Source organism: Streptomyces sp. PKU-EA00015 (assembly GCF_013387495.1).
In the GTDB taxonomy this organism is placed as follows: Bacteria; Actinomycetota; Actinomycetes; order Streptomycetales; family Streptomycetaceae; genus Streptomyces.
In genome coordinates this window covers 172,145-195,141 of the sequence record NZ_JABZEE010000001.1, presented here as the reverse complement: position 1 = coordinate 195,141, position 22,997 = coordinate 172,145, and the positions used below count along the sequence as shown (strand labels likewise).

Sequence of the window (22,997 nt, the reverse complement as noted above, 5' to 3'; positions counted from 1 at the left end):
CCGATGAGCCGCCGTGACCTCTGCGGTGATGCGGTCGGCCCGCAGCCGCGCCGGGAACGCGCCGTCGACGTGCTCGTCGTCGGCACCGGCCCGGCGGGACTCGCCGCGGCCGCCCGGCTCGCCGCCCGCGGCGCGGGCCGGGTCGAAGCCGTCGAACGCGAACAGGAGCCCGGCGGCAGTCCCCGCCACTCACCCCAACGGGGCTTCGGCCCCCGCCACCGCCCCCTCGACGGCCCCTCCTGCTCCCGCGGGCTCGTCGACGCCGCCACAGCGGCCGGAGCCGTCCTGCGAACCTCGGCCACCGTCACCGACTGGGCCGGGCCGCTCACCCTCGACCTCACCACCCCCGCGGGACTGGAACGGGTCACCGCGCGAGCCGTCGTCCTCGCCACCGGCGCCCGCGAACGTCCCCGCAGCGCCCGCCTCGTCCCCGGCACCCGGCCGGACGGCGTGCTCACCACCGGCGAACTCCTGCGGTCCGCGCCCCGGTTCGGGCGATGCGCCGGCGGCCGCGCCGTCGTCGTCGGCTCCGAGCCCGTCGCGCTCACGGCCGTCCGCACCCTGCGCGGGAGGGGCGCCGAGGTCGTCGCGCTCGTCACCGACCGGGCGCACGGCCCGCTGCAGTCGCCGCGCCATCGCGTCCCGGTGCTGACCGGCACCACGGTCGCCGAACTGACCGGACGCGGCCGGCTCACCGGCGTACGGCTGCTCGGCCCGGACGGCGACCTGCGTCTGATCGCCTGCGACACGGTGGTCTTCACCGGCGACTGGATCCCCGACCACGAACTGGCCAGGCACGGCGGCGTACCGCTCGATCCCGCCACCCGTGGCCCGGCCGTCGACACCGCCCTGCGCACGGCCCGGCCCGGCGTCTTCGCCGCGGGCAACCTGCTGCGCGGGACCGAGCCCGCCGCCACGGCCGCCGACGAGGGACGGCATGCCGCCGCGGCCGTCCTGTGCCACCTCGGCGGCTCACCCTGGCCCGGTGAGGGCCTGCCCGTCCGGTGCGAGCCGCCGCTGCTGCGGATCACCCCGAACGTCGTCACCGCCGCCGGCCCTCCGCCTCCGCACGGCCGCTTCCTGCTGCGCACGGCGGAACGGCTGCCGCACGCGGTCCTCGTCGTGGAACAGGACGGCCGGCTGCTGCACCGGCAGCCCCTGCCGGGCACCGCCGTACCCGACCGGGCGGTCCACCTGTGGCCGGACTGGCTCGGCGGCGTGGACCGGGACGGCGGCGAGGTCCGCATCAGCGTCATGTCCGATTTCCGCCAGCCGGGGACCGTGGAGCCTCCGATACTGGCCCTATGACCATCGACGGCAGCCAGACGTCCGACGGGCGCCCCGCGCGGACACGGTCCGAGGACGTCCTCACCGGGGCCCCGACCGAGGACAGCAGGTACCAGGCGGTGACCAGCCGCGACGCCCGCTTCGACGGCATCTTCTTCTTCGCCGTCTCCACCACCGGCATCTACTGCCGCCCGAGCTGCCCGGCGGTCACGCCCAAACGCCGGAACGTCTCCTTCTACCGCACCGCCGCTGCCGCCCAGAGCGCCGGATACCGCGCCTGCCGCCGCTGCCGCCCCGACGCCGTACCGGGCTCCGCCGAATGGAACGTCCGCGCGGACGTCGTCGGCCGCGCCATGCGGCTCATCGGCGACGGCGTCGTGGACCGCGAGGGCGTCGCGGGACTCGCCACCCGCCTCGGCTACAGCGCCCGCCAGGTGCAGCGCCAGCTCAACGCCGAGCTGGGAGCGGGGCCCATGGCGCTGGCCCGCGCGCAGCGCGGTCACACCGCACGCGTCCTGCTGCAGACGACGACGCTTCAGGCCGCGGAGATCGCGTTCGCGGCCGGGTTCGCGAGCGTACGGCAGTTCAACGACACCATCCGCGAGATCTACGCCGCCACCCCCAGCGAGCTGCGCTCCGCCCGCCCGGCACGCGCCCTCGCGCCGGGCGGGGGCGCGGGCGTCCCGCTGCGGCTGGCCTACCGGGGCCCGTACGCCGCCCGCGACATGGTCGACCACCTGGCGGCCCGCTCGATACCGGGCGTCGAGGAAGTCGTCGGCAACGACGGCTCGCGCACCTACCGGCGCACCTTGCGCCTGCCCGGCGGCGCCGGAGTCGCCGAGGTGTCCGAACAGCCGGGTCCCGGTGGCTGGCTGGAGTGCCGCCTGCACCTCGCCGACCTGCGCGACCTGACCACGGCGACGCAACGCGTGCGCCGTTTGTTCGACCTGGACGCCGACCCCTGCGCGGTCGCGGACCGCCTCGGCGCCGACCCCGTCCTCGCCCCGCTGGTCGCGGCCCGCCCCGGCCTGCGCGTCCCGGGCGCGGCGGACCCGCACGAGGCCGCGATCCGGGTCGTGGCCGGCGGATCCGCGGCGGATCTCGTGGCGGCGTACGGAGAGGAGCTGTGCGTCCCCAGCGGCGGCCTCACCCGCCTCTTCCCACGCGCCGAGAGCCTGACGGAGGCCGGTACGCCGGCGCTGCGTTCCCTGGCGACCGCCCTCGCCTCCGGCGACCTGACGCTGGACCCGGGCGCGGACCGCGAGGAGACCGAGCGCCGTCTGCTCGCCCTCCCCGGCATCGACGCGGCGACGGCCGCCCGCATCCGCATGCACGCCCTCGGCGACCCGGACGTACTGCTGCCCGACGACCCTGCGCTGCCGGCCGGCGCCGACCCGGAACGCTGGCGTCCGTGGCGCTCGTACGCCCTGCAGCATCTGCGGGGAGCCGAGGACGACCGTCAGTAGACGGCGTCCAACGGCACGATGTCGCGGAACGGCAGCCGTACCGACACCCACTCCCCGAGCCGGGGCACCGGTACACCGACGTTCGCCGCGAGCCGCTGGTCGGTGCGCCGGTGTCCGAGCACGGTGATCCCCTCGTCGGGAAAGTCCCGCCATACCCGGCCCGGACCGCTCCGGGCGAGGTCAGAGACCTCAACAGGTGAGCGTGCGAACGGAGTTGTCCCGAGCACCGCCGCCCGGAGCCGCCGGAACGCGGAAGGACACGCGTCCGCCGGGGGATGCTCCCGCTCGGGCCCGCCGTGGCCCCGTCACCCGTACGGACCAGCAACGCAGCGGCCCGTACGCCCGGCGGGCCGAGAGTGGATGGCGTCGCCCATGTCGTCCGCACCGGGAGCAGCCATGACCACCTTCAACCGCCGTGACGTCGGACTCTTCGTCCTGCGGGTCGGCACCGGCGCCGTGCTCGCCGCCCACGGCACGCAGAAGCTCTTCGGCTGGTTCGGGGGAGGCGGCCTGGAGGGAACCAGCAAGGGGATGGAGGCCATGGGGTTCCACCCGCCCAAGGGGAGCGCCCTCGCCGCCGGCCTCGCCGAGACGGGCGGAGGTGTGCTGCTGGCCCTGGGGCTCGCGACTCCGGCCGCCGGCGCCGTGGCGGCGGGCAATATGGCCGGAGCCGTCTCCGTCCACGCGCCGGCAGGCTTCTTCGCGCAGTCCGGAGGTTTCGAGTACCCGGCGTTCCTCGGATTCTCGGCGGCGGCCCTCGGCGTCGCCGGTCCCGGCCGGTACTCGCTCGACCACGTCACCGGCCACCGCTTCAACCAGCCGTGGACGGTCGCCGCAGCCTTCCTCGCCAGCGCGCTCGCGGCGGCAGCCGTCGTCGGCAAGCGCGCCAAGGACCAGGCGGAGCCCGACCCGGACGCGGAGTCCGAGGACCCCTTCGACGAGTGACCCGTAGTCCGCTGCACCGACGTCCCGTGGCCGCTCCCGCCCGTCAGGACAGGCTTGCCACCACGTCCCGCACCCGGGCGGCCAGCGCCGGCGGCAAGGGTGCGTAGTGCAGCTTCGCCAGCTGGTTCTGGCCCTCCTTGCCCGCCGTGTACGTGAGGAAGGACTTGAGGGCCGGGAGCGCCGCGGCCGGTGTGCCCTTGTCGCAGACGACCTCGTACGTGACCTGGACCAGCGGGTACGCCCCCGGGGCCTCGGTCGCGTAGTCGAACTCCACCGTCAGGTCCTTGCCGCCGCCGGCACCCACCTCGGCCGCGGCGATGCCCGCCGACGCCGCCTTCGCCGAGACGGCGACGGGCTCCGGCGCACCGGTGTCCAGCCTGACCGTGGGAATCCTCTCCTCCGCGGCGGAGGACAACTCGAAGTACCCGATGGCGCCGTCCGTGGTGTACACCTGCGAGGCCACGCCGTCGGAACCCGCCGCCGAGTGGCCCCCCTTGGCCTGCCACGCCTTCTCCGCCTCGTAGGGCCAGTCCTCTGGGGCCGCGGCGCCCAGATAGGCGTTGAAGTTCTGCGTGGTGCCCGAACCGTCGGAGCGGTGCACCGCGCTGATGGGGGTCGGCGGCAGCGCGACGCCGGGATTCAGCCGCCGGATCTCCGGGGCGTCCCACGTGGTGATCTCCGAGTCGAAGATCTTGGCGAGCGTCGGCGCGTCGAGGACCAGATCCTCCACGCCGTCGACGTTGTAGCCGACGGCGATCGGCCCGCCCACCATGGGCAGGTCTATGGCCCGGCCCCCGGGGCAGGACTGGCGGGACGCCTCGACCTCGTCCGGCTTCAGCGCGCTGTCCGTGCCGGCCAGCACCGTCGCACCGCGCAGGAACTGGGCGACACCGCCGCCCGAACCGATGGCCACGTAGCGGATCTGCACGCCAGGGCACGCCTGCTGGTACTCCCGCATCCAGTGCCTCATCGCGTTCTGCTGGGCGGTGGAGCCCGACGCCGGTAGCTGCCCCTTCTGCGCGCAGACGATGTCGCTCGGCGCCTTGGCGGCAGCCTGCTCGCCGTCGCCGGTCGCACCGGTCCCGCACGCGGACAGCGACGCGGCGCCTGCCAAGGCCGCCAGCCCCGCGCCGAACCGACGTAGCCGATTGATCCGTCCCTGCCGCACTTGCGTTCCCTCCCCGAGCCAGGGACACAGATGTTTTCCGACATGGATGCTGGTTCGGTGACGCCCAGGCAAACGGCGGGCGTCGTTCAGGTATTCTTCGGTCCCGAAGTCGATACCGGCCTGCTGTGCCCGTGGGGCGAGAGTCACTGGAGCGCGTCGCGGTCGCGGGCGGGGGCCGTCGACGGTCAGGCCGGCGACCCCCAGGCCGTTGTCAGCCCGTCCAGCCACGCGGGCGGCAGCTCGGCGGCGTCCCACTCCTCCCGTAGCGCAGACGGCGCGGTGGCGAGTCGCTCCAGCACGGCGATGCTGGTCGGGGAGTGGATGAGGGAGTAGCGGCCGTGGATCGCGATGCTGCTGCCGGGCCCGTAGCCCGCGTAGAGCCGCTCCAGGCGCACCCGATTGGCGGAGGCGAAATCCGCCAGCAGCCCGGCGTAAGCGGCCCGTTGCCTGGAGGTCATCGTGCCGAGGACGGCGGTGAGCACCTGTTCCGTGACCTCGGGATCGAGGTCGGAGGCCGCGGTGAACGACAGGTAGAGGGGCGTGACCGCCACCTTCGCCCGCTCCACCTCCATCCTCCGGACAGGAGGACGATGGTCGGGAGAGCCGGCCGACGGGTCGGAGCCGACGACGTGTTGCAGCGCTCGTTCGGCGATGGCGCCGAGGGCGTCGGCGACGGCCTGGGCGCCGTCGAGCCGGCCGGACTCGTAGAGATCGCCCTTGTCCGCCGGCGCGGTCCGCCCGATTCCGCTGAGCTCCCTGTGCGCGAGGGCGAGGGCACCGGCCTCGACGAGTCCGATCAGCTCCTCCGCGTCCCCGGAGTAGACGCCCGCCCGCGCGAGGAGCTGGAGGAGCGTCGTCTTGGCGTTGAGAACGCTGACCGCGTCCAGCTGTTGCCGTCCTTCTTCGGCGGCATTCATCAGGTCCTCCTCATCGCATGGGCGGTGCGGTGCGCATACGTTCCCGCTTCACGGTCCTCGGCTGTCGATGCTCTCAGCTCGGCGCGGCCGCCGTTCCGCCGACTGCCCGGAGACACGAGGCGGGCTTCGGTCTGCCCGGCCGTCACCGTGCCATGCGGGAGGGACGACTCGTTCGACGCAGCACCCTTTGCGGCACGCACCTGTGCTGGGGCGAGGTGGGCGTCGGAGCGGTCCGCGCTGTGCGCGGGCGAGGCCGCGAGCAGTCCTGCTGGGAGTACGGCCACTCCTCATGAAGGCCCGTACCACGGCGAGCCGCCGGGTTGTGGGGCGGCCGATCGGCGTCGCAGCCTCGCGCGCCGACGCCGGCTCCTGCATGTGCCGCCGCGGGCCCAGCCCGCCGGGTCGCCCGGTCACCGGCGGGATGCCGCGCCGCTCGGCGGGCGAGCGGGCTGACCAGGTAGCAGCATGCCAGATGACAATGAAAACGATTATCGATAAAGCTTGACCTCGCAAGACAGGCACACCGGGAAGGCGTCGGCGCCCACGGGCGAGCCGGAACCCGGCCTCGGGGTCTGTCGGCGTACCGAGGGAACGGGGCATCAGCCGTGAGGGCATGGCGCGAGTTGCGCGGTTTCCTCCTGGCGCTTCGCCTCCTCCTGGTCAATCAATTCGGTGTCAGCACCGGCGGCTTCTATCTGTTGATCCCTTGTCTCGCGTTGCACTTGAGCGAGGACCTGGGGATGTCCGCGGTGGTCGCCGGCATCGTGCCCGGCGTGCGCAACCTGAGTCAGCAGGGCCTGTTTCTCATCGGCGGATCGGCATCGGACCGGCCCTGCACCGAGCCGCCGTGGCGGGATGGCGACCTGACCGCCGCAGACCAGTCCGCCGCGGCGGCCGACACCGACCGGCTGCACCTCCTCGCCCGCCTGACGCACGGCCGCTGATCCCACGTGCTCGCTGCCGCCCCCCGCGGTCCGATATCCGCTCGTACAACCAAGGACACCGACATGCGCGAAACCCCCGTCACCGATCCCCGCTTCCCCGGTCTGCGCCGCCGCGGCTTCCTCGCCGCTGCCGGAGGGGGGCCGGCCTCGGCGCGCTCGCCCTCAGCGGTTGTGCCGGTGCCTCCGGCGAGCCCGGCGCCTCCGGGAAGGGGGACGGCAAGCCCCGGCGCGGTGGACGGCTGCGCGCCGCCTTCGCCGGTGGTGGCGGCAGCGAGACCCTCGACCCGCACCTGAGCAACCTGTTCGCCGACGTGGCCCGCGCCAAGGCGCTCTTCGACAAACTCGCCGACTACGGGCCCGACCTGTCCGCCCAGCCGCGCCTGGCCACCGCATGGGAGCCGGACGCGAGCATGGCCCGCTGGAAGGTCACCCTGCGCGAGGCCACCTTCCACGACGGCAAGCCCGTCACCGCCCAGGACGTCCTCTACAGCTACCGCCGCATCACCGACCCTGAGAAGGCGTTCCGCGCCAAGGCGTCTTTGGAGCCCATCGACCTGAAGGCCAGCCGCGCCCTCGACGAGCGGACCATCGAGTTCGTCCTCAAGCGGCCGACTGCCGAATTCCCCAACGTCCTCGCCGCGTTCGGCGCGTACGTCGTCCCCGACGGCGCTCAGGACTTCGACAGGAAGCCGGTCGGCAGCGGGCCGTTCCGCTTCGTCTCCTTCGCCCCCGGCCGGTCCGCCGTCTTCAAGCGCAACGACGCCTACTGGGACGGCGCCCCGCACCTCGACGAGCTGGAGTTCATCGTCGCCAACGAGGAGTCCGCACGTGTCAACGCACTCCTCGGCGGCCAGATCGAGTACGCCCACGAACTCAACCCCACCACCGCACGCGCCCACGAGGGCAAGGGGCAGATCGAGATCGTCCGGCTGCGCAACAGCGCCATGCAGTCGTTCGCCATGAAGACCGACCGGCCGCCCTTCGACGACAAGCGGGTCCGCGAGGCGTTCTTCCTGATCGCCGACCGCAAGGAGCTGGTCGACGGCGCCCTGTCCGGCGCGGGCGAGATCGGCAACGACCTGTTCGGCAAGGGCTACGAGTACTACGCCGCCGGCCTGCCGCAGCGCGAACAGGACCTCGACAGGGCCAAGGCGCTGCTCGGGCAGGCCGGCGCCGAGGGGCTCAAGGTCACCCTGGACACCTCGCCCGTCGCCGCCGGATTCACCGAGGCCGCGACCATCTTCCGCGACCAGGCGGCCAAGGCGGGCGTCACCGTCACGATCAGGACCGGCAGCAAGGACAGCTACTGGAAGGACATCCTCGACTCCGGCACCCTCTGCTCCTACCGCTCCGGCGCCATGCCCATCGAGGCCCACATCTCCCAGCGCCTGCTCACCGGTTCCACCACCAACGCCACCAAGTGGCAGCACAAGGACTTCGACGCCCTGTACCAGCAGGCGCAGTCCACCAAGGACAAGAACGCTCGCGCCGCCGTCTACGACCGGATGCAGCGCCGCCTGCACGCCGAAGGCGGCTTCCTGGTCTGGGGCTTCGCCGACTGGATCCTCGGCACCGCCCGTAACGTCCGGGGTGTCGATGTCAAGGCGCCCGCGAACTCCCTCGACTGGGCACGGTTCGACAAGGTGTGGCTGGCGTGAGCGGACCCGGACCGGGTCTGCGCTCCTGGGTCGCTCGGCGGCTGCTGCTCGGGGTGGGGCAGACGGCGGCCGTCGTGCTGCTCGTCTTCGCCCTCACGGAGGCGTTGCCGGGCGACGCCGCCGTGGCGCTCGCCGGTGACCAGCCCGACCCGGAGCGGATCGCCGCCATCCGCGAGGCGATGGAGCTGGACCGGCCGGCCCACGAACGTCTCGCGGACTGGGCTGCCGGGCTGACGCACTGCGACTTCGGCACCTCCCTGGCCTCCGGGCGGCCCGTCAGCACGTACATCGCAGACGGCCTCGGGCCGACCGTGCTGCTCGCCGTCCTCACGGTGGCGCTCCTGGTGCCGGTCGGCGTCGGCCTCGGTGTACTGGCGGCCCGCCATGAAGGGCGACTCGTGGACCGGGTCGTCAGCTCGGCCACGCTGGGGGTGTACGCGGTGCCGGAGTTCGCCTTCGGGGTGCTGCTGATCACGGTCTTCGCCCTGCGTCTGGGCTGGCTGCCACCGACCGCCGTCGGCTACGACACCGATCTGCTCGCGCACCCCGCCGCCCTGGTGCTGCCCGTCCTCGTCCTGCTGTCCCGGCCGGTGTGTTCCCTGGCACGGCTCGTACGCGCCGGGATGATCGACGCGCTGGCATCGCCGTACGTCGCTCAGGCCCGCCGCTACGGAATCCCGGGCACGCGCATCCGGTACGCGCACGCGCTGCCCAACGCGATCACCCCCGCCGCACAGCAGCTCGCCCGCACGATCGACTGGCTGTTGTGCGGGGTCATCGTCGTGGAGGCCCTGTACGTGATACCCGGGCTCGGCACTGTCCTGATGAACGCCGTCGCGGAACGCGACGTGCCCGTGGTGCAGGGCTTGGCGGTGGTCTTCGGTCTCACGACCGTCGTCCTCAACCTCGGCGCCGACCTGGTCGCCCACCGGTTCGCGCCCCGGGCGGGGGTGGCCGCATGAAGTCCCGCTTCGCACTCGGCACGCTGATCGCCGGCGTACCGCTCGCCCTTGCCGTGCTCGGCCCGCTCTTCGCGGGCGACGCCGGGCCGCGCGCCGCGTCCTTCACGCTCGGCGGCGGGCACTGGCTCGGCACCGACTTCATCGGCCGGGACGTAGGGCGTCAAGTCCTCCTCGGCGGACAGTCAGTGGTGCTCGTCGCGCTCGCCGCCACCGCCCTCGCGTACCTGGTGGCGCTGCCGGTCGGGCTCATCAGCGCGCTCACCCACCGACGGTGGCTGGAAGAGCTGCTGATGCGGCCCTTGGACGTGCTGCTCGCCGTGCCGTCGCTGCTGGTGATCCTGCTGGTGGCATCCGTCTTCACGCCGGGTGCGGCCGGCCTCGCACTGCTGGTGACACTCGTCAACATCCCCGACGCCGCCCGGATCGTGCGGGCCGCGGCCGCCGAGGTGGCGTCGCGCCCGGCGGTCGAGGCACTGCGCATGCAGGGGGAGACCTGGTGGCGCATGGCCGTCGGGTACGTCGGCAGGTCGGTCGCCCGCACGCTCGCCGCCGACGCGGGCGTACGACTGACGGGCGTGCTGTACCTCGTCGCAACCGCGGCGTTCCTCGGCGTCGGTGTCGCACCGGACGCCTCCGACTGGGCGGTGATGGTGGACCGCAACCGAACCGGACTGTTCGCGCAACCGTGGGCCGTGGTGGTGCCCGCCCTGCTGATCGTCGCCCTGACCATGGGGAGCAACCTGCTCTTCGACGCGGTACTGGAGAAGAGGAAGCGGACGTGAACGCGGTCGCCGAAATCAGGAATCTGCGGGTCGAGATCGGCGGCCGGGCGATCGTCGACGGGGTGAACCTCCAGGTCGTGCCAGGAAAGATCACCGCACTCGTGGGCGCCTCCGGGAGTGGCAAGACGACCACGGGCCTCGCCCTGCTCGGCGAGTACCCGGCAGGCGCCCGCGTGACCGGTGACGTACGCGTGCCCGACGCGCTGGTCGGCTACGTACCCCAGCACCCGGGCTCCGTTCTCAACCCCGCACGCGGGGTCGGCGCGCTGCTGAGCGACATCGCACGGGGTCAGGTGCGGCACCTGCTCAGGTCCGAGCGCCGGTCTGCCGCCCGGCAGCGCATCGTGCAGGCCCTCTCACTGGCGCAACTACCCGAGCCGGACGCTGTGTTGCGCCGCTACCCGCACCAGCTGTCGGGCGGCCAGCAGCAACGCGTCGTCCTGGCTCAGGCACTGCTGCTCGGCGCCGATGTCGTGGTCGCGGACGAGCCCACCACCGGCCAGGACGCGCTGACGAAACGGCACATCGTCGACCAACTGGCGGCTGTTGCCCGGCAGGGCATCGCCGTGGTGCTGCTCAGCCACGACCTGGATGTCGTACGGGCCCTCGCCGACGAGGTTCTCGTCATGAGCGGCGGCCGAGTGGTGGAGTCGGGCCCGGCGCAACGGCTGTGGCTCGCGCCGCGCCATCCATGGACACGTGAACTCCTCGCCACGGGCACCACGTTGGCCGAGCCGGCCCAAGAGGAACCAGGCGATGCCGTACTTCGGGTAGACCGCCTCAGCGCCCGCCACAGCCGGACGACGGTGCTGCGCATCACCGACGCACTGGCCCTCCGCGCCGGCGAGTGCCTGGCGGTCGTCGGCCGCTCCGGCAGCGGCAAGACGACGTTGGCCCGATGCCTCGCCGGACTCCACCGCGACCACGACGGCGACATCCTGCTCGACGGCATCCCGCTGCCCCGCAGCCTGCGCGCCCGCACTCGTGAAGAGTTGGCCGCGGTGCAGTACGTCTTCCAGGACGCGCGCGCCGCCTTCGACGAACACCGACCCGTGCTCGACCAGGTGGCACGCACGGCGATACGGCTACGCGGGGCCACCCCGGCCGATGCCCGCACCGAGGCGCTGGGCACCCTCACCGCACTCGGTCTCCCGGACGAACTCGTACGCCGCCGGCCGGCCCACCTGTCCGGCGGCGAACTTCAACGCGCCGCACTGGCACGTGCCCTGCTGGCCCGCCCCCGAGTCCTGATCTGCGACGAGATCACCTCCGGGCTCGACACCGTGACCCGACGCGCCATCCTCGACCTGCTGGCCGCGCTGCTGCGTGAGCGCACAGACCTTGCCCTCGTCCTGATCACCCACGACCTCGACACGGCGGCCCTGGCGGCCAGGATCGCCGTACTGGACGCCGGAGAACTGGTCGAGCAGGGCACGGCACAGCAGGTGCTCACCTCGCCCCGTCACCCGTTCACCGTCTCCCTGATGCGAACCGCAGTGCGTACGACGGCGGAGGCGTGGCCATAGACGGCCAACCTTGCCGACACAGCATCGATGACGTCGGCTCGGCGGAGACCACGGTGCACGGCGTGGAAAGCGAGCCCCGCTCCGGAGAACGCTGGGGCGTCCCTCCGCCAGGGCTGCACTTCACCGCCCGCAGGTGAGCGGCTCGGGAGCGTATCGACGAAGTCATCATCGAAGCCGCCGTCGAGCTTCGCCGTCATGACCGCTGCCACCGTCGTACACGCCGCGGCCTTCACCATCGGCCGCCGACGGCACGCTCCGGCGTCCTCCCCACCGTTCTGAGGGCCGCGCGCCGTCTCGGCACCTTGCCGGTGGGCGTTCGTGCGTTGATTGCCGCGCGTTCGCTCACAGGTCCACAATTGATAAAGGTTGGGTGACGGGGGCGCGTCTCTTTGAAGGAGCGCCCGATGCATCCCGCTGCTCTGGTCGGTGCCGCCGCAGGCCGCATGGCACACTTCGCCGTTTCCGGCGTGGTCGGTGGATTGATTTTCCGCAGTGCGGCCAAAGCCGCACCGATAGTCAAACCCGCTGCTCGCAAGGCACTCGTCGGTGGCATCGCCGGCGGAATCGTGGCGGGTCGGTGGCTCGGCTCGGCCGCAGAGGAGGCCCGTCTCAAGGCGGGCGACATGCTGGCCGAGGCCCGCTCCTCGCTGGGTGAGGAGGCGCCGCCGCCGTCCGCGGTCAGCGTCGACCACGACCATGACCACGACCACTGATCATGTCCGGCATCACCATCCGCTCGGTCGCCGCGGGACGGGTACGGCTGACCGTGCCATGGCTGCAGGCCCGGCCAGGGTGCGCCGGACTGGTCGATGACCGGCTCGCCGACGTGCAAGGCTTCCGGGCGCTGCGGATCTTTCCCCGTACCGGCAGTGTGGTGGTCTGGGTCGCGCCCGACCACCTGGATGTGGACGGACTGGTCGCGGCTCTGGAGGAGGCGCCACCACCGTCTGCCGTGGCCAGAGCGAGCCGTGCCATGCCCGACTCGTCCACCGGCGAGGTCGCCCGGCTGGTGGTCGGCGGCGCCGTACTCGCGCTCGTAGCCGTACACCGCCTTCTGCTGCGCCGCCCACCGTGGACGGCCGGCGCTCCCCTCGGCATCCTGCGCGTCGCTACCGTCTTCAGTGGCCTGCCCTTCTTCCGTGGGGCGCTGCACACTCTCCTGGGCCGCCGATATCCCGGCACGGACACGCTCGTCACAGCGGCCACACTGATCTCCCTCATGCTGAGGGAGAACGTGGTCGCGCTCACCGTGCTGTGGCTGTTGAACATCGGCGAGTTCCTGCAGACCCTGACGCTGCGCCGCACCCGGCGGGCGATCGAGGAGCTGCTGAGCATCGGCGAGGAGCGGGTGTGGCTGGTACGGGACGGCGTCGAGGTCGAGGTGGCGCTGGAGGATGTCGAGACGGGCGACGTGGTCGCCGTTTATGAGCACCACAGGATCCCGGTCGACGGCCTTGTCGTCTCCGGCGAGGGGCTGGTCGATCAGGCGGCGATCACGGGTGAAGCCCTCCCCGTATACGTACGCGAAGGCGCCGAGGTCTATGCGGCCACCATCGTCACCAACGGGTCCCTCGCCGTCCGCGCGACGTCCGTCGGCTCTGACACCACGGTCGGCCGCATCATCGGCCGGGTGGAGGAGGCCCAGGCCGACCGTGCGCCGATCCAGACCGTGGCCACCCGCTTCACCCGCCGCTTCGTCCCGGTCTCCTTCGCGCTGGCGGCAGGGACGTACGTCCTCACGCGTGATGCCCGACGCGCCATGACCATGCTGCTCATCGCATGCCCGTGCGCCGCCGGCCTGGCCACCCCTACCGCGATCAGCGCTGCCATCGGCAACGGAGCCCGCCACGGCACCCTCATCAAGGGGGGCACCCACCTGGAAGGCGTCGGACGCGTCACCGCTGTGGTCTTCGACAAGACCGGCACCCTCACGCTGGGCCGTCCGCTCGTCACCAGCGTGGTCACCTTCCACGAGGCGTTCACCGCCGACCAGGTGCTGAGCCTGGCGGCCTCGGGTGAACTGCACGCCCGGCACCCGCTCGCCGAGGCCATTGTCCGCCGCACCGAGGAGCAGCACCTGCACGTACCCATCCACCAAGCGTGCGAAGTGGTCCTCGGTATGGGCATGCGCGCCGAACTGGACGGCAGTCGCCTGCTGGTCGGCAGCCCGGCCCTGTTGCGCCAGCACGGCATGGAACTGCGCGAAGAGGTACAAGCGTGGACCGAACGCCTGCGCGCGCAGGGCGAAACCGTCATCTGTCTCGCCCACGACGAGGACCTGATCGGCATGCTCGGCCTGTCCGACGCCGTACGAGGCGGCGCCCACACCGTCGTACGGCAGCTGGAGGACCTCGGCGTGCAGCGCATCATCCTGGTCACCGGAGACGCCCCGGAGACGGCCCAAGCGGTCGCCGACGCACTGGGCATCACCGAGGTGCACGCCCATGCCCTGCCCGAGGGCAAGCTCCAGTTGATCCGCGACCTGCAGGACGAAGGGCATCTGGTGGCCATGGTCGGCGACGGCACCAATGACGCCCCGGCCTTGGCCCTGGCGGACGTCGGCATCGCGATGGGCGCGCACTCCTCGCACGTGGCGCTGGAAACCGCCGACATCGCGCTCGCGGGCAACGACCTCCAACAGGTCGCCGCCGTCGTCGAGCTCAGCCGCCACACGCTGCGCCTCGTCCGCCAGAACTACGGCCTGGCCATCGGCGTCAATCTGATCGGCCTGGGCGCCGGAGCGGGAGGCTCCATCAACCCGGTGGCGGCGGCCCTGCTGCACAACACCAGCAGCATCGCGGTGGTCGGCAACTCGGCCCGGCTGGTCAACCACACCCCGCGCCTGCCGGGCGAACGCGGGCCGGCCCTGTACGCGGCACCGCTCGAAGAGCACCGAGTGCTCTGACGCCGAGCGGGCTTCGTGGCTGTACGCGCAGCCTGCTCGCTCGCGGTCGATGTGGCCGTCGCCGCAGTACGGCTCGCGGTGCGCGCCGGGCAGGGCAGGTGTAGAGAGGAGGGGTGTTCCTGCGCCTCGTCGGTCTTCGCCGGTCGGCGCGAGGGGGCCATGCCATGGTGGCCATCCCGATCGCGCTCATGGTGGCGGTTGTCGTGATCGACGTGCTTGCGCCGCCCCACATTCACCTGGGCCCCCTGCTGGTCGCAGCCCCGGCGATCACCGCGTCGTTCGCCGGCCCCAGACTGACCGGGCTGATCGCCGTCCTCGCGGTGGCGGCTCAGGCGATCATCGCGGTGCTGCGCGATCCGGACGAGTTGTTCTCGGCGAACCACCAGGCACAGATCGCCGCCCTGGTCCTGGTCGGATCGAGCCTCGTGATCTTCTGCGTACTGCGGGAGCGCCGTGCCGATGAGCTGTCGCAAGTGAGGTACGTGTCCGAGACCGCCCAGCGCGTCGTCCTGCGGCCGCTGCCCAAGCAGATCGGAGCGCTGGGAGTCGCCTCCCTCTACCTTGCTGCCGAGGCCGAGGCCCAGATCGGCGGTGACCTGTATGCGGCCGTACGCACCGGCTCCGGTACCCGGCTGATCATCGGCGATGTGCGGGGCAAAGGCATGACCGCCGTCGGTGACGCCGCCCTGCTGCTCGGCGCGTTCCGGGCCGCCGCCCACCGCCAGGCGACTCTGGTCGAACTGGTCACGTATCTCGACGGCAGCGTGTGCTGGGGCTTGGCCGAGCCCGGCGAGACGGACCAGACCGGAGAGACCTTCATCACCGCCGCCATTTTGGACATCCCCGACCAGGGCGGCGTGGTTCACATGATCGACTGCGGCCACCCGCCGCCCGTTGTGCTGCGAAACGGCCGTGCCACGACGATCGAGGCCTACCAGCCCGCGCCTCCGCTGGGCCTCGGTGAACTTGCGCGCCCTCGATACCAGATCGACGCGTTCAAGTTCGAGGCGGGAGACCTCCTGCTGCTCTACACGGACGGGGTCCTCGAGGCCCGCGACTCCACCGGTGTCTTCTATCCACTCACCGAGCGGATCACGGGCTGGACCGAGAGCAACCCCGACGCATTCCTGCGTCACCTCCGGCGTGATCTGCTCGACCACGTCGGGGGACGCCTGGGCGACGACGCGGTCATGATCGCGATCGAGCGCCATCCATACCCAGGCGATGGGGAACGCGACTGAAGATCCGGCTCGACGAGGTCGTCTGCCGGCACCCCGGCAAGGACAACCCGCCGTCGACGGCGTCTCGCTCACACCGTGCCGCGGCGAAATCCTGGCCGTCGTCGGCGAGAACGGCTCGTTCACGGAGCAGACCGCGGTGCGATCCGCATCCCAACTCGATGGGTCCCTGCGCCTCACCGGCCGCGCTGACGGGCCGAGACCGAAGCCGGCTCAGGGGGGCCCGGGGCACGCTGGTGGGCACGTGTCAGCGCCGACGCGTTCCCGCCGATACGCGTCGGCCTGGCCCCTCAGACGGACTCAGAGGTCTTTGCCTTGGCGATGAGCAGGTCGAGGAGCGAGAGCAGGGCGTCGCGGACGTCGTGACGGGAGCGGGCGTCGAGCATGAGGACGGGCGTGTTCGGGTCACGCAGATGCAGCGCCGCCCCGATCTCCTCCGCGGTGTACAGCTGCTCGCCGTGGAAGCAGTTCGCGGCGACCACGAACGGAAGCCCGCGGTTCTCGAAGAAGTCGACAGCCGGGAAGCTGCGGTCCAGGCGCCGGGTGTCGACCAGCACGATCGCTCCGAGAGCCCCGTTCAGCAGGTCGTCCCACATGAACCAGAAGCGCTCCTGGCCCGGCGTACCGAACAGATAGAGGACGACCCCGGCGTCGGTGAGGGTGATACGGCCGAAGTCCATCGCGACGGTGGTCACCGTCTTGGACTCGATTCCGTCGAGGTCGTCCACGCCGACACCCGCGGCCGTCAGCCGCTCCTCCGTACGCAGCGGCTCGATCTCGGAGACTGCCTCGACCAGCGTTGTCTTGCCGACGCCGAATCCCCCGGCGATCAGGATCTTGAGGGGGGCCGCTTCCCGGGCAGGGGAGTCATATACGGGCAAGGCTGTCCCTGATTCTCATGAGCAGGTGGACATTGGTGGTCTCGGCCTCTTCCAGGGGCGGCCGGTGGTCGACCAGCCCGCGGTCCGCGAGTTCGCCGAGCAGGACCGTCATCGGAGTGAGGCGCATGTGCATCCGGGCCGCGATCTCGGCGACCGCGCGCCCGTCCGGAGCCGGGCACATGGAGAGGATGGCCTGCCACTCGGTGGGCAGGCCACCGCGGGCGTCCGCGGCGACCGCCGCCGTGATCGTGGTGTCCATGGTCAGGACGGTGTGCGGGGCGGCTGTACGGCCATCGGTCAGTGCGTACAGCCGGGTCCGGCGGCGGCCTCTGTGCTGCGGGTCGTCCGGCATTACGACGTGGGCGCCTGAGTGCGTTCAGGTGTGCCCAGCCACTCACCGAGCGCCTGCGCGGTCCGCACCGCCTCGCCGCCCAGCTCCCCGAGCCGTGCCTTGCGGGACGTCACGACGATGAGTGTGCTGCCCTCGCCGCACCCGACGATGCAGAGATACCTGTCGTCCATCTCGACCAGGTGGCGGATCACCCGGCCACCGTCGACCTCCCTGGATATCGCCTTCATCGTGGCCGCGATCCCGGAAGACGCCGCGGCTATGCGCTCCGCCTGTGGCCTCTCCAGCAGGTAGGCGCTGAGCTTGATCCCGTCGTTGGAGAGGAGCACGGCCCCCTGGACACCGGCGATCCTGCTCAGATTGTTGTCCAGGATGCTGTAGATCATGTCGTTCGATGTCGTCGTCATGGCTGATCCTGTCGGAGCTCTTCTTCTGCTGTCTGGGTTCCGTGTTCGTAGTCCGCCCAGGCGTCGGCCACCTCTTCGGGTGTCGCCGCGTTCCGGCCGACCACGGGTTCCGGTGCGCGTGGCTCGCGCAGCTGCTCGGCGATATGGGTCTGCGGGACACGCTCGGGCAGGACGGGCCGCGAGTCGCCGTCCGGCGCCACGGGCCGCACCGGGAGCGTGCTCTCCCGCGACCGCTCATGCGTCCGACGGCTCGGCAGACCGGACCGCGAATGCAGGACCAGTTCGGGCTTGCGTTCCTCGGGGCGGCCCGGTGCGGGGAGAGGCCCGGCGGGGACAGGCTGAGGGGGGACGGGCGAGGTGCGTGGCTGTTCCCGCTCGGTCGGCACGAGCAGCTCCTTGGGAATGATCACTATGGCCGACGTCCCGCCGTACACCGACCTGCGCAGCGTGACCCTGGCCCGGAGTTGCTCGGCGAGGTGGCCGACGACGAAGAGACCCAGCCGGTGCGCGTTCTCCGCCAGGACGGCGTACGGCGGGGCCGAGTGGAGCCGGCCGTTCATCTCCTCGTAGCTCGCGGGTGCCACGCGAGGACCGCGGTCCTCGATCTCGACCGAGAGACCGTCAGCCACCAGGTCCGCCCGGATGACGACCTTCGACTTCGGCGGGGAGAATCGGGTGGCGTTGTCGAGCAGCTCTGCCAGCAGGTGGCTGATCTGGCTGATCACGCGCGGTTCCACGCTGATCTCGTCCAGGGCCTGCCGCTCGATACGCCGGAAGTCCTCGACCTCCGCGGCGGCTTCGCGCAGCAGATCGGCGACGCGCATGGGCTCGGTGTGCGGGTCGGGGATCTCACCGCCCGCCAGGATGAGCAGGTTCTCGATCTGCCGCCGCATGCCCACCGTCAACTGGTCGGATCGCATCAACTGGGCGAGGAGCGCTTCGTCGTGGCCGAAGGTGTCCTGGAGGTCCTCGGTGAGGCTCAACTGGCGGCTGACCAGATTTCCGGTACGTGAGGCGATGCCCGCGGCGAACATGCCGAAGCCATGTCGCTCGTCCGCGAGTGTCCTGTGCCCGTCGACCGATACGGCGACGACCCGGGCGAACGCGTCGCTGATACGTCCGACTTCGTCCTGCTCTCCGCGGACCGTGGGCAGCATGTCGGCTGCGACGGGCTGCCCCCGCTGCAGGCGGTCGACGATGTCCGGCAGCGTGTCCTCGGCGATGGTCACCGTGCGTTCGTGCAGACGGCGAAGGCGGTGCAGCACCGAGCGCGTGGTGAACACGACGGCGGCGGTGACAAGCAGCAGCCCGACGCCGCTTCCCGTGATCAGCCAGGCGACCTCTGCCTCGAGCTCCGCCGCCTCGGTGTCGGCCTGCGCGAGCAGCCCCCGCGCCCGGCCGGCGTTCAGCGTCTCCAACTGCGGCGCCCACTTCTCGTGCGCGGCCGGCCAGCCGCTCACCGACGGGGGCAGCTTCACGCCGAATCGGGTGTCCGTGTGCTCGGAGACGACCTCGTTCTCGATGCGGGTCTTGGTCTGCCACGCTTCCGAGTGGGCCATCCGAGCGTAGAGCTCGTTGTCCTCGGCAGGCAGATACGGCACGATCCACATGTCGTACAGGTACCTGTGGGCGCCGATGGTATTGACGATGTCGGCGAACCTGGAGGTGGTCAGCTCCTTGGACGGCCCGGCCTGCGCGAGGATCGTGTCCTGCTGCGCCAGCATCTCGGAGGCCGAGAACATGGCGACGACCACGCGGCCTTCCTGAGTGAGACGGCCGTCTTCCGTGTGGCTGAACTCGTCCTGGTAGAAGCGCACCATCTGGCTGATGACGCCGGTGTAGTAGGCGATCGTACTGTCGGCGCTGCCGCTGCGGGCGTCCGCGCGTTCGCGGTAGGCATCCAGGTCGTCGAGGCCTTCCGTCACCTCCAGGAGGCGACGGTCGGCCTGCTCGGATCGCGCCCCGCCGGTGGGAGACGACCGGCGGAACTCGGCTGCTGCCCGGTCCGTGGCGGCACGCCGCTTGCGCAGGTCTTCCTCGGACACGGAAGAGCCCGCCCACCGCGCGGCAGTCATGGTCCGCTCGGCCTGCATCTCGACCATGAGGTCGTACAGGGGTACGCCGATCCGCTCACCGGCCGCCACGTCGGCGCGCAGGTGATGCGCACGCTCCAGCAACCGGTCAGCGGTGACGAAGGCTTGGACACCCATGGCCGTGGTGGGGACCACCGCCAGCCAGATGAGCAGCGTACGCAGGCGCACGGTACGCCGCCGCCGACGAGCCGGCGACCGGCCTTGTGACCCTTCGCGTTCTATGGGAGACATCAATCCTCGGGAGCGGGGAAAGCGGGCGGCAGACCGCCGGCCGGGCCAGGCGTAGTCCTGGGGAGGGGACTTGGGGAACGCCCGGTCCGCTTGGGTGGGACGTAGGGGTGCCGATCATAACCAGCCACGCCGAGAAAGAGAGGGCTTGCGGAAGTGATCAATTGCGTGGTAATGACCCCGGAAAGCGTTGAGGGTCAGAGCCTGCGTCGGGCCAACCTGTATGTCTCCGAAGGAATCCGGTGCCGTACACGGTTGTCACCGATCAACTTCCACGGCCGCCGCTGCGGCCACCTCCGGCAGAAAGGGGACCGAGCTTCGCGCGACGGTGCGGACGGCCCAGCCGTGGCGGTATACCCCTTCAGTACATGGTCGAAATTTCGCCATATGCGGGTGAGCAGTTCGCGGCAGCGCTGTCCGGCGATACGGGGCAGGCGAGAGCGTGCGCAGGCGCGCCAGAGGGTGAGGAGCACCTTGGTGGCGCGGTGCTCGTCCATCGCCTTGCAGCGCTCGGCTACCGGACGCTGACGGTGTTCTTGCGCACCCGCGGGGTCCGCGCCGGTGTCATGTCGGACCGATGACCTTCTTGCGCATGTGCCCGTAGACCACCGACGTCCGTACGTCGGCGAGTTCCGGGCGCTTCGTCAGCTTGTCAAGGACCACTGCGTGCAGATGGTCTGTGTCCCGGACGGCGACGTGCACGAGGAAATCGTCGTTCCCGGTGAGGATGAAGATCGAGATGACCTCGGGCATCTCCTCCAGGAAAGTCTGGAAGGCCTCGATCACCGCACGTGTCGGCGGGCGGACCCGTACGGCGATCACCGCCTGCAGCCCGCGGCCGATCGCCGCCAGGTCTGCCTCCGCGTGAAATCCCGTCAGGATGCCGCTCCTGCGCAGCGCCCGGATCCGCTCCAGGCACGTGGACGGGGCGATGCCGAGCTCTTGGGCCATGTCCCGGTTGGTGCGCCGACCGTCCTCCTGGAGCATCCGCACCAACGCCGAATCTAGTTCGTCCATGCTTGCCTCACCCCGCCGGATTCCGAAGGTAATTCGGACTATTCGCATCACCTTCGATGATCTTGTTAGCCTCCAGCCTAGTTGACTGACGTTCGTTCGGTCACGGTGTGGTGGCCGCAGTGGGTAGTGGAGAGGGGCGACTTGACATGCGTGACCGAGGACCCACGGTGGGGGCGGTGTGTGCGGTCATGGCGGCCGCGCTGTTCTGGAGCAGTTCGTACGCGGTGACCAAGCAGGTGCTGGAGGATGTCGGCCCGCTCAGTATCGGCGCCATCAGGTTCACCCTCGCGGCGTTACTCCTGGGCGTGATGGTACGGCTGAGCCGGCACCGTCCGGCCCGGCCGGACCCGCGGCAGCGGCGGCAGCTCTATCTGAGCGGGTTCCTCGGCATCACCGTGTACTTCATCCTGGAGAACGTCGGCGTCGACCTGTCCACGGCATCCGACGCGTCGCTGATCGTGGCCACGTACCCGCTGATGACGATGCTGGTGGAACTGGTCGTCTTCCGCACCCGGATGCCGCCTCTGAGGGTGACGGGCGTGTTGCTGGCCACCGTCGGCGCGTTCCTCGTCGTACGCAACGGGGCGGAAGTCGGCGGCAGTTCCCGCTGGCTGGGGGACATCCTGCTGCTGCTCGGTGGGCTGGCCTGGGCCGGCTACAACGTGCTCGGCAAGCGCGCGAGCGCCGGCCAGGACGCCGCGAGCGTCACCTACTACCAGACCCTGGCGGGCGCGGCCGGCTTCCTGCTCGCGTCCCTGCTGGAGGCCGACGAGTGGCAGATGCCGGGCGCGACCGCCTCATCGCTGCTGGTCCACCTGGCCGTGGCGTGCTCGGTAGGCGGCTTCCTGCTCTACAACTACGGCCTGCGCAGGATGGCGTCGAGCGTCGCGGTCAACATCCTCAACCTGGTCCCGGTCTTCGGCGTCATCGGCGCCGTCGTGATCAACGGGGAGTCGATCCGGCTCGCCCAGGTGACGGGCGGCGTGATCATCGTCGTCGGGGTGGCGCTGGGCATGATCGAGCGGGGGCAGGGAGCCACGGCGAAGCCTGACGCGGGGAGAAGCGAGCCTTCCGGGACCGTGACCCCTCGGACTGCGGCGGAGGCGACAGCCGTGTACGACCCAGCCCAGCCCACCCGGGGTCATGGCGCATGAGCAGACAGGGCTCACGTGTCGGGTGTCGTCAAGGCTCCGCGTCAGGACGGGGCGAGGACGCAGAACTCGTGGCCCTCCGGGTCGGCCAGGCACGTCCACGGGACGTCGCCCTGGCCGAGGTCGAGGTCGGTGGCGCCGAGGGCCCGCAGCCGAGCCACCTCCGCGGCTTTGTCGTCACAGGGGTACGGCAGCAGGTCAAGATGGACGCGGTCCGGCACGGTCTTCACGCCGGGCGTGCGGAGGAACTCGAGATACGGGCCGACACCCTTGGATGAGCGCCACACCGCATGATCGTCGGTCGCCTCGTGCAGGGTCCAGTCCATCGCCTCACCCCAGAACCGGGCCATGGCCCGCGGATCCGCACAGTCGACCACCACCCGGGCGATCGGCCCGGTGTCCCGGTAGATCTCCCGGGGCTCCAGCACGCAGAACTCGTTGCCCTCCGGGTCGGCGAGGACCGTCCACGGCACTTTGTCCTGGCCCACATGGGCGGGCGTCGCACCGAGAGACCGGAGGCGCGCGACCACCTCCGCCTGATGGGCCGCAGAGGTGGTGGCGAGATCGAGGTGCACACGGTTCTTTGTTGTCGTCTTGGGTTCCGGGACAGGAACGACGTCGATGCCGACGGTGACCGGGTGCGGCCAGACGAGGCCGCCGACGGGGCCGACGTAGGTGGTCACGCCGGGGCTGTAAGCACTCCACCCGAGCGCCTCCGCCCAGAACCGGCCGACCGCCGAGGCGTCAAGAGCCTTGATGTTCACCATGACAGGTCGCAGTGCCATGCCGACGATCCTATGCGCCGCTCTGCAACGACATCCGCAGTGCGTGGTGGAGCGGAGGGATGCGACGCTCCTCGCCTTCCTCGGCGAACCGAGGACGCTCGAGGAGATCGTCGCGCACCGGCTGGTCTACCGGCCCCACGTCGAAGGGCCCCAGGTGGGACCGGTGGAGCGGAGGACGGCGACGCAGCACCTGGAGCGGTTGCTGAACGGGGGACTCGTCGCCGAGGTGGAGAAGGGACGGTACCGCGCGACGTGATCCCCGGGCGGGACGCGGTGATGACGCAACCG

Annotated in this window: 20 protein-coding genes and 2 pseudogenes; 13 read left to right on the top strand and 9 right to left on the bottom strand. The window is 71.2% G+C overall.

Features of this window, described 5'->3' with window-relative positions:
* Positions 1-3: 3 nt before the first annotated feature.
* Positions 4-1,308, top strand: a complete 1,305-nt coding sequence (locus tag HW130_RS00870) for an NAD(P)/FAD-dependent oxidoreductase (RefSeq protein WP_177147370.1) — start codon at positions 4-6, stop codon at positions 1,306-1,308.
* On the top strand, positions 1,305-2,753 hold the full coding sequence (locus tag HW130_RS00865; RefSeq protein ID WP_177147369.1) for a bifunctional transcriptional activator/DNA repair enzyme AdaA: 1,449 nt from the start codon (positions 1,305-1,307) through the stop codon (positions 2,751-2,753). The genes HW130_RS00870 and HW130_RS00865 overlap by 4 nt, the downstream gene beginning before the upstream one ends.
* On the opposite strand, the gene HW130_RS36625 is transcribed toward HW130_RS00865, so the two are convergent.
* A complete protein-coding gene (locus HW130_RS36625; RefSeq protein WP_218182971.1) occupies positions 2,747-2,980 on the bottom strand; it encodes a NaeI family type II restriction endonuclease in 234 nt (77 codons plus the stop codon). The two genes, HW130_RS00865 and HW130_RS36625, sit on opposite strands and share 7 nt — an antisense overlap.
* 169 nt (positions 2,981-3,149) lie before the next feature.
* Between HW130_RS36625 and HW130_RS00855 the strand changes: the two genes are divergently transcribed.
* Positions 3,150-3,698, top strand: coding sequence for a DoxX family protein (locus HW130_RS00855; protein WP_177147367.1), 549 nt, complete (start codon positions 3,150-3,152; stop codon positions 3,696-3,698).
* A gap of 43 nt (positions 3,699-3,741) precedes the next feature.
* On the opposite strand, the gene pstS is transcribed toward HW130_RS00855, so the two are convergent.
* Together pstS and HW130_RS00845 are read right to left on the bottom strand one after the other, a co-directional pair.
* Positions 3,742-4,866 carry a phosphate ABC transporter substrate-binding protein PstS gene (gene pstS / locus HW130_RS00850; RefSeq protein WP_177147366.1) on the bottom strand — a complete coding sequence of 375 codons (1,125 nt, stop codon included), beginning with the start codon at positions 4,864-4,866 and terminating at the stop codon, positions 3,742-3,744.
* A 185-nt stretch (positions 4,867-5,051) separates the two neighbouring features.
* Positions 5,052-5,783 (bottom strand): hypothetical protein, encoded by a 732-nt coding sequence (locus tag HW130_RS00845; protein ID WP_177147365.1) that lies wholly within the window; start codon positions 5,781-5,783, stop codon positions 5,052-5,054.
* Between the two features lie 605 nt (positions 5,784-6,388).
* On the opposite strand from HW130_RS00845, the pseudogene HW130_RS00840 reads away from it, so the two are divergent.
* From HW130_RS00840 to HW130_RS00810, 8 genes and pseudogenes are all read left to right on the top strand, one after another.
* Positions 6,389-6,613 (top strand): annotated as a pseudogene (locus HW130_RS00840) (MFS transporter); the annotation flags it as partial.
* A gap of 177 nt (positions 6,614-6,790) precedes the next feature.
* Positions 6,791-8,385, top strand: a pseudogene (locus HW130_RS00835) (ABC transporter substrate-binding protein).
* Entirely contained in the window at positions 8,382-9,347 is a 966-nt protein-coding gene (locus HW130_RS00830; protein WP_177147364.1) for an ABC transporter permease, read from the top strand. Before HW130_RS00835 ends, HW130_RS00830 begins: the two are co-directional and overlap by 4 nt.
* Positions 9,344-10,129 carry an ABC transporter permease gene (locus HW130_RS35515; protein WP_256355722.1) on the top strand — a complete coding sequence of 262 codons (786 nt, stop codon included), beginning with the start codon at positions 9,344-9,346 and terminating at the stop codon, positions 10,127-10,129. The genes HW130_RS00830 and HW130_RS35515 overlap by 4 nt, the downstream gene beginning before the upstream one ends.
* On the top strand, positions 10,126-11,655 hold the full coding sequence (locus tag HW130_RS00825; RefSeq protein WP_309140273.1) for an ATP-binding cassette domain-containing protein: 1,530 nt from the start codon (positions 10,126-10,128) through the stop codon (positions 11,653-11,655). The genes HW130_RS35515 and HW130_RS00825 overlap by 4 nt, the downstream gene beginning before the upstream one ends.
* A 404-nt stretch (positions 11,656-12,059) precedes the next feature.
* Positions 12,060-12,368, top strand: a complete 309-nt coding sequence (locus HW130_RS00820; protein WP_177147363.1) for a DUF1490 family protein — start codon at positions 12,060-12,062, stop codon at positions 12,366-12,368.
* 2 nt (positions 12,369-12,370) lie between these two features.
* Positions 12,371-14,560, top strand: coding sequence for a cation-translocating P-type ATPase (locus HW130_RS00815; RefSeq protein WP_177147362.1), 2,190 nt, complete (start codon positions 12,371-12,373; stop codon positions 14,558-14,560).
* A gap of 164 nt (positions 14,561-14,724) precedes the next feature.
* Positions 14,725-15,801, top strand: coding sequence for a PP2C family protein-serine/threonine phosphatase (locus HW130_RS00810; protein WP_177147361.1), 1,077 nt, complete (start codon positions 14,725-14,727; stop codon positions 15,799-15,801).
* A gap of 287 nt (positions 15,802-16,088) precedes the next feature.
* Here HW130_RS00810 and HW130_RS00805 read toward each other — a convergent pair whose 3' ends face one another.
* From HW130_RS00805 to HW130_RS00785, 5 genes are all read right to left on the bottom strand, one after another.
* Complete coding sequence (locus HW130_RS00805) at positions 16,089-16,679, bottom strand: ATP/GTP-binding protein (protein ID WP_218182970.1); 591 nt, start codon at positions 16,677-16,679, stop codon at positions 16,089-16,091.
* Positions 16,666-17,031, bottom strand: coding sequence for a DUF742 domain-containing protein (locus HW130_RS00800; RefSeq protein WP_177147360.1), 366 nt, complete (start codon positions 17,029-17,031; stop codon positions 16,666-16,668). The genes HW130_RS00805 and HW130_RS00800 overlap by 14 nt, the downstream gene beginning before the upstream one ends.
* On the bottom strand, positions 17,031-17,435 hold the full coding sequence (locus HW130_RS00795) for a roadblock/LC7 domain-containing protein (RefSeq protein ID WP_177147359.1): 405 nt from the start codon (positions 17,433-17,435) through the stop codon (positions 17,031-17,033). Before HW130_RS00795 ends, HW130_RS00800 begins: the two co-directional genes overlap by 1 nt.
* Complete coding sequence (locus HW130_RS00790) at positions 17,432-19,696, bottom strand: nitrate- and nitrite sensing domain-containing protein (RefSeq protein WP_309140272.1); 2,265 nt, start codon at positions 19,694-19,696, stop codon at positions 17,432-17,434. The genes HW130_RS00795 and HW130_RS00790 overlap by 4 nt, the downstream gene beginning before the upstream one ends.
* Before the next feature lie 624 nt (positions 19,697-20,320).
* The gene (locus HW130_RS00785; RefSeq protein ID WP_177147357.1) at positions 20,321-20,773 is read right to left on the bottom strand and encodes an Lrp/AsnC family transcriptional regulator; all 453 of its coding nucleotides are present in this window, start codon (positions 20,771-20,773) and stop codon (positions 20,321-20,323) included.
* A 146-nt stretch (positions 20,774-20,919) separates the two neighbouring features.
* Here HW130_RS00785 and HW130_RS00780 point away from each other — a divergent pair, with 146 nt between their 5' ends.
* Positions 20,920-21,927, top strand: a complete 1,008-nt coding sequence (locus tag HW130_RS00780) for a DMT family transporter (protein WP_177147356.1) — start codon at positions 20,920-20,922, stop codon at positions 21,925-21,927.
* Positions 21,928-21,968: 41 nt separating this feature from the next.
* Here the strand turns inward: HW130_RS00780 and HW130_RS00775 are convergent, their stop codons facing one another.
* Positions 21,969-22,709, bottom strand: coding sequence for a VOC family protein (locus HW130_RS00775; RefSeq protein ID WP_177147355.1), 741 nt, complete (start codon positions 22,707-22,709; stop codon positions 21,969-21,971).
* On the opposite strand from HW130_RS00775, the gene HW130_RS00770 reads away from it, so the two are divergent.
* Positions 22,708-22,965: a hypothetical protein gene (locus HW130_RS00770; protein WP_256355721.1), complete on the top strand. Its 258-nt coding sequence runs from the start codon at positions 22,708-22,710 to the stop codon at positions 22,963-22,965. The two genes, HW130_RS00775 and HW130_RS00770, sit on opposite strands and share 2 nt — an antisense overlap.
* Positions 22,966-22,997: the final 32 nt, after the last annotated feature.

What these genes read in the sequence shown, in the direction of transcription:
- HW130_RS00775 (WP_177147355.1), bottom strand. Translation starts at nt 22,709, where the DNA reads ATGGCACTGCGACCTGTCATGGTGAACATCAAGGCTCTTGACGCCTCG.
- HW130_RS00870 (WP_177147370.1), top strand. Translation starts at nt 4, where the DNA reads ATGAGCCGCCGTGACCTCTGCGGTGATGCGGTCGGCCCGCAGCCGCGC.
- HW130_RS00865 (WP_177147369.1), top strand. Translation starts at nt 1,305, where the DNA reads ATGACCATCGACGGCAGCCAGACGTCCGACGGGCGCCCCGCGCGGACA.
- HW130_RS00785 (WP_177147357.1), bottom strand. Translation starts at nt 20,773, where the DNA reads ATGGACGAACTAGATTCGGCGTTGGTGCGGATGCTCCAGGAGGACGGT.
- HW130_RS00845 (WP_177147365.1), bottom strand. Translation starts at nt 5,783, where the DNA reads ATGAATGCCGCCGAAGAAGGACGGCAACAGCTGGACGCGGTCAGCGTT.
- HW130_RS00800 (WP_177147360.1), bottom strand. Translation starts at nt 17,031, where the DNA reads ATGCCGGACGACCCGCAGCACAGAGGCCGCCGCCGGACCCGGCTGTAC.
- HW130_RS00780 (WP_177147356.1), top strand. Translation starts at nt 20,920, where the DNA reads ATGCGTGACCGAGGACCCACGGTGGGGGCGGTGTGTGCGGTCATGGCG.
- HW130_RS00815 (WP_177147362.1), top strand. Translation starts at nt 12,371, where the DNA reads ATGTCCGGCATCACCATCCGCTCGGTCGCCGCGGGACGGGTACGGCTG.
- HW130_RS00855 (WP_177147367.1), top strand. Translation starts at nt 3,150, where the DNA reads ATGACCACCTTCAACCGCCGTGACGTCGGACTCTTCGTCCTGCGGGTC.
- HW130_RS00820 (WP_177147363.1), top strand. Translation starts at nt 12,060, where the DNA reads ATGCATCCCGCTGCTCTGGTCGGTGCCGCCGCAGGCCGCATGGCACAC.
- HW130_RS00770 (WP_256355721.1), top strand. Translation starts at nt 22,708, where the DNA reads ATGCCGACGATCCTATGCGCCGCTCTGCAACGACATCCGCAGTGCGTG.
- HW130_RS00810 (WP_177147361.1), top strand. Translation starts at nt 14,725, where the DNA reads ATGGTGGCCATCCCGATCGCGCTCATGGTGGCGGTTGTCGTGATCGAC.
- HW130_RS35515 (WP_256355722.1), top strand. Translation starts at nt 9,344, where the DNA reads ATGAAGTCCCGCTTCGCACTCGGCACGCTGATCGCCGGCGTACCGCTC.
- HW130_RS00795 (WP_177147359.1), bottom strand. Translation starts at nt 17,435, where the DNA reads ATGACGACGACATCGAACGACATGATCTACAGCATCCTGGACAACAAT.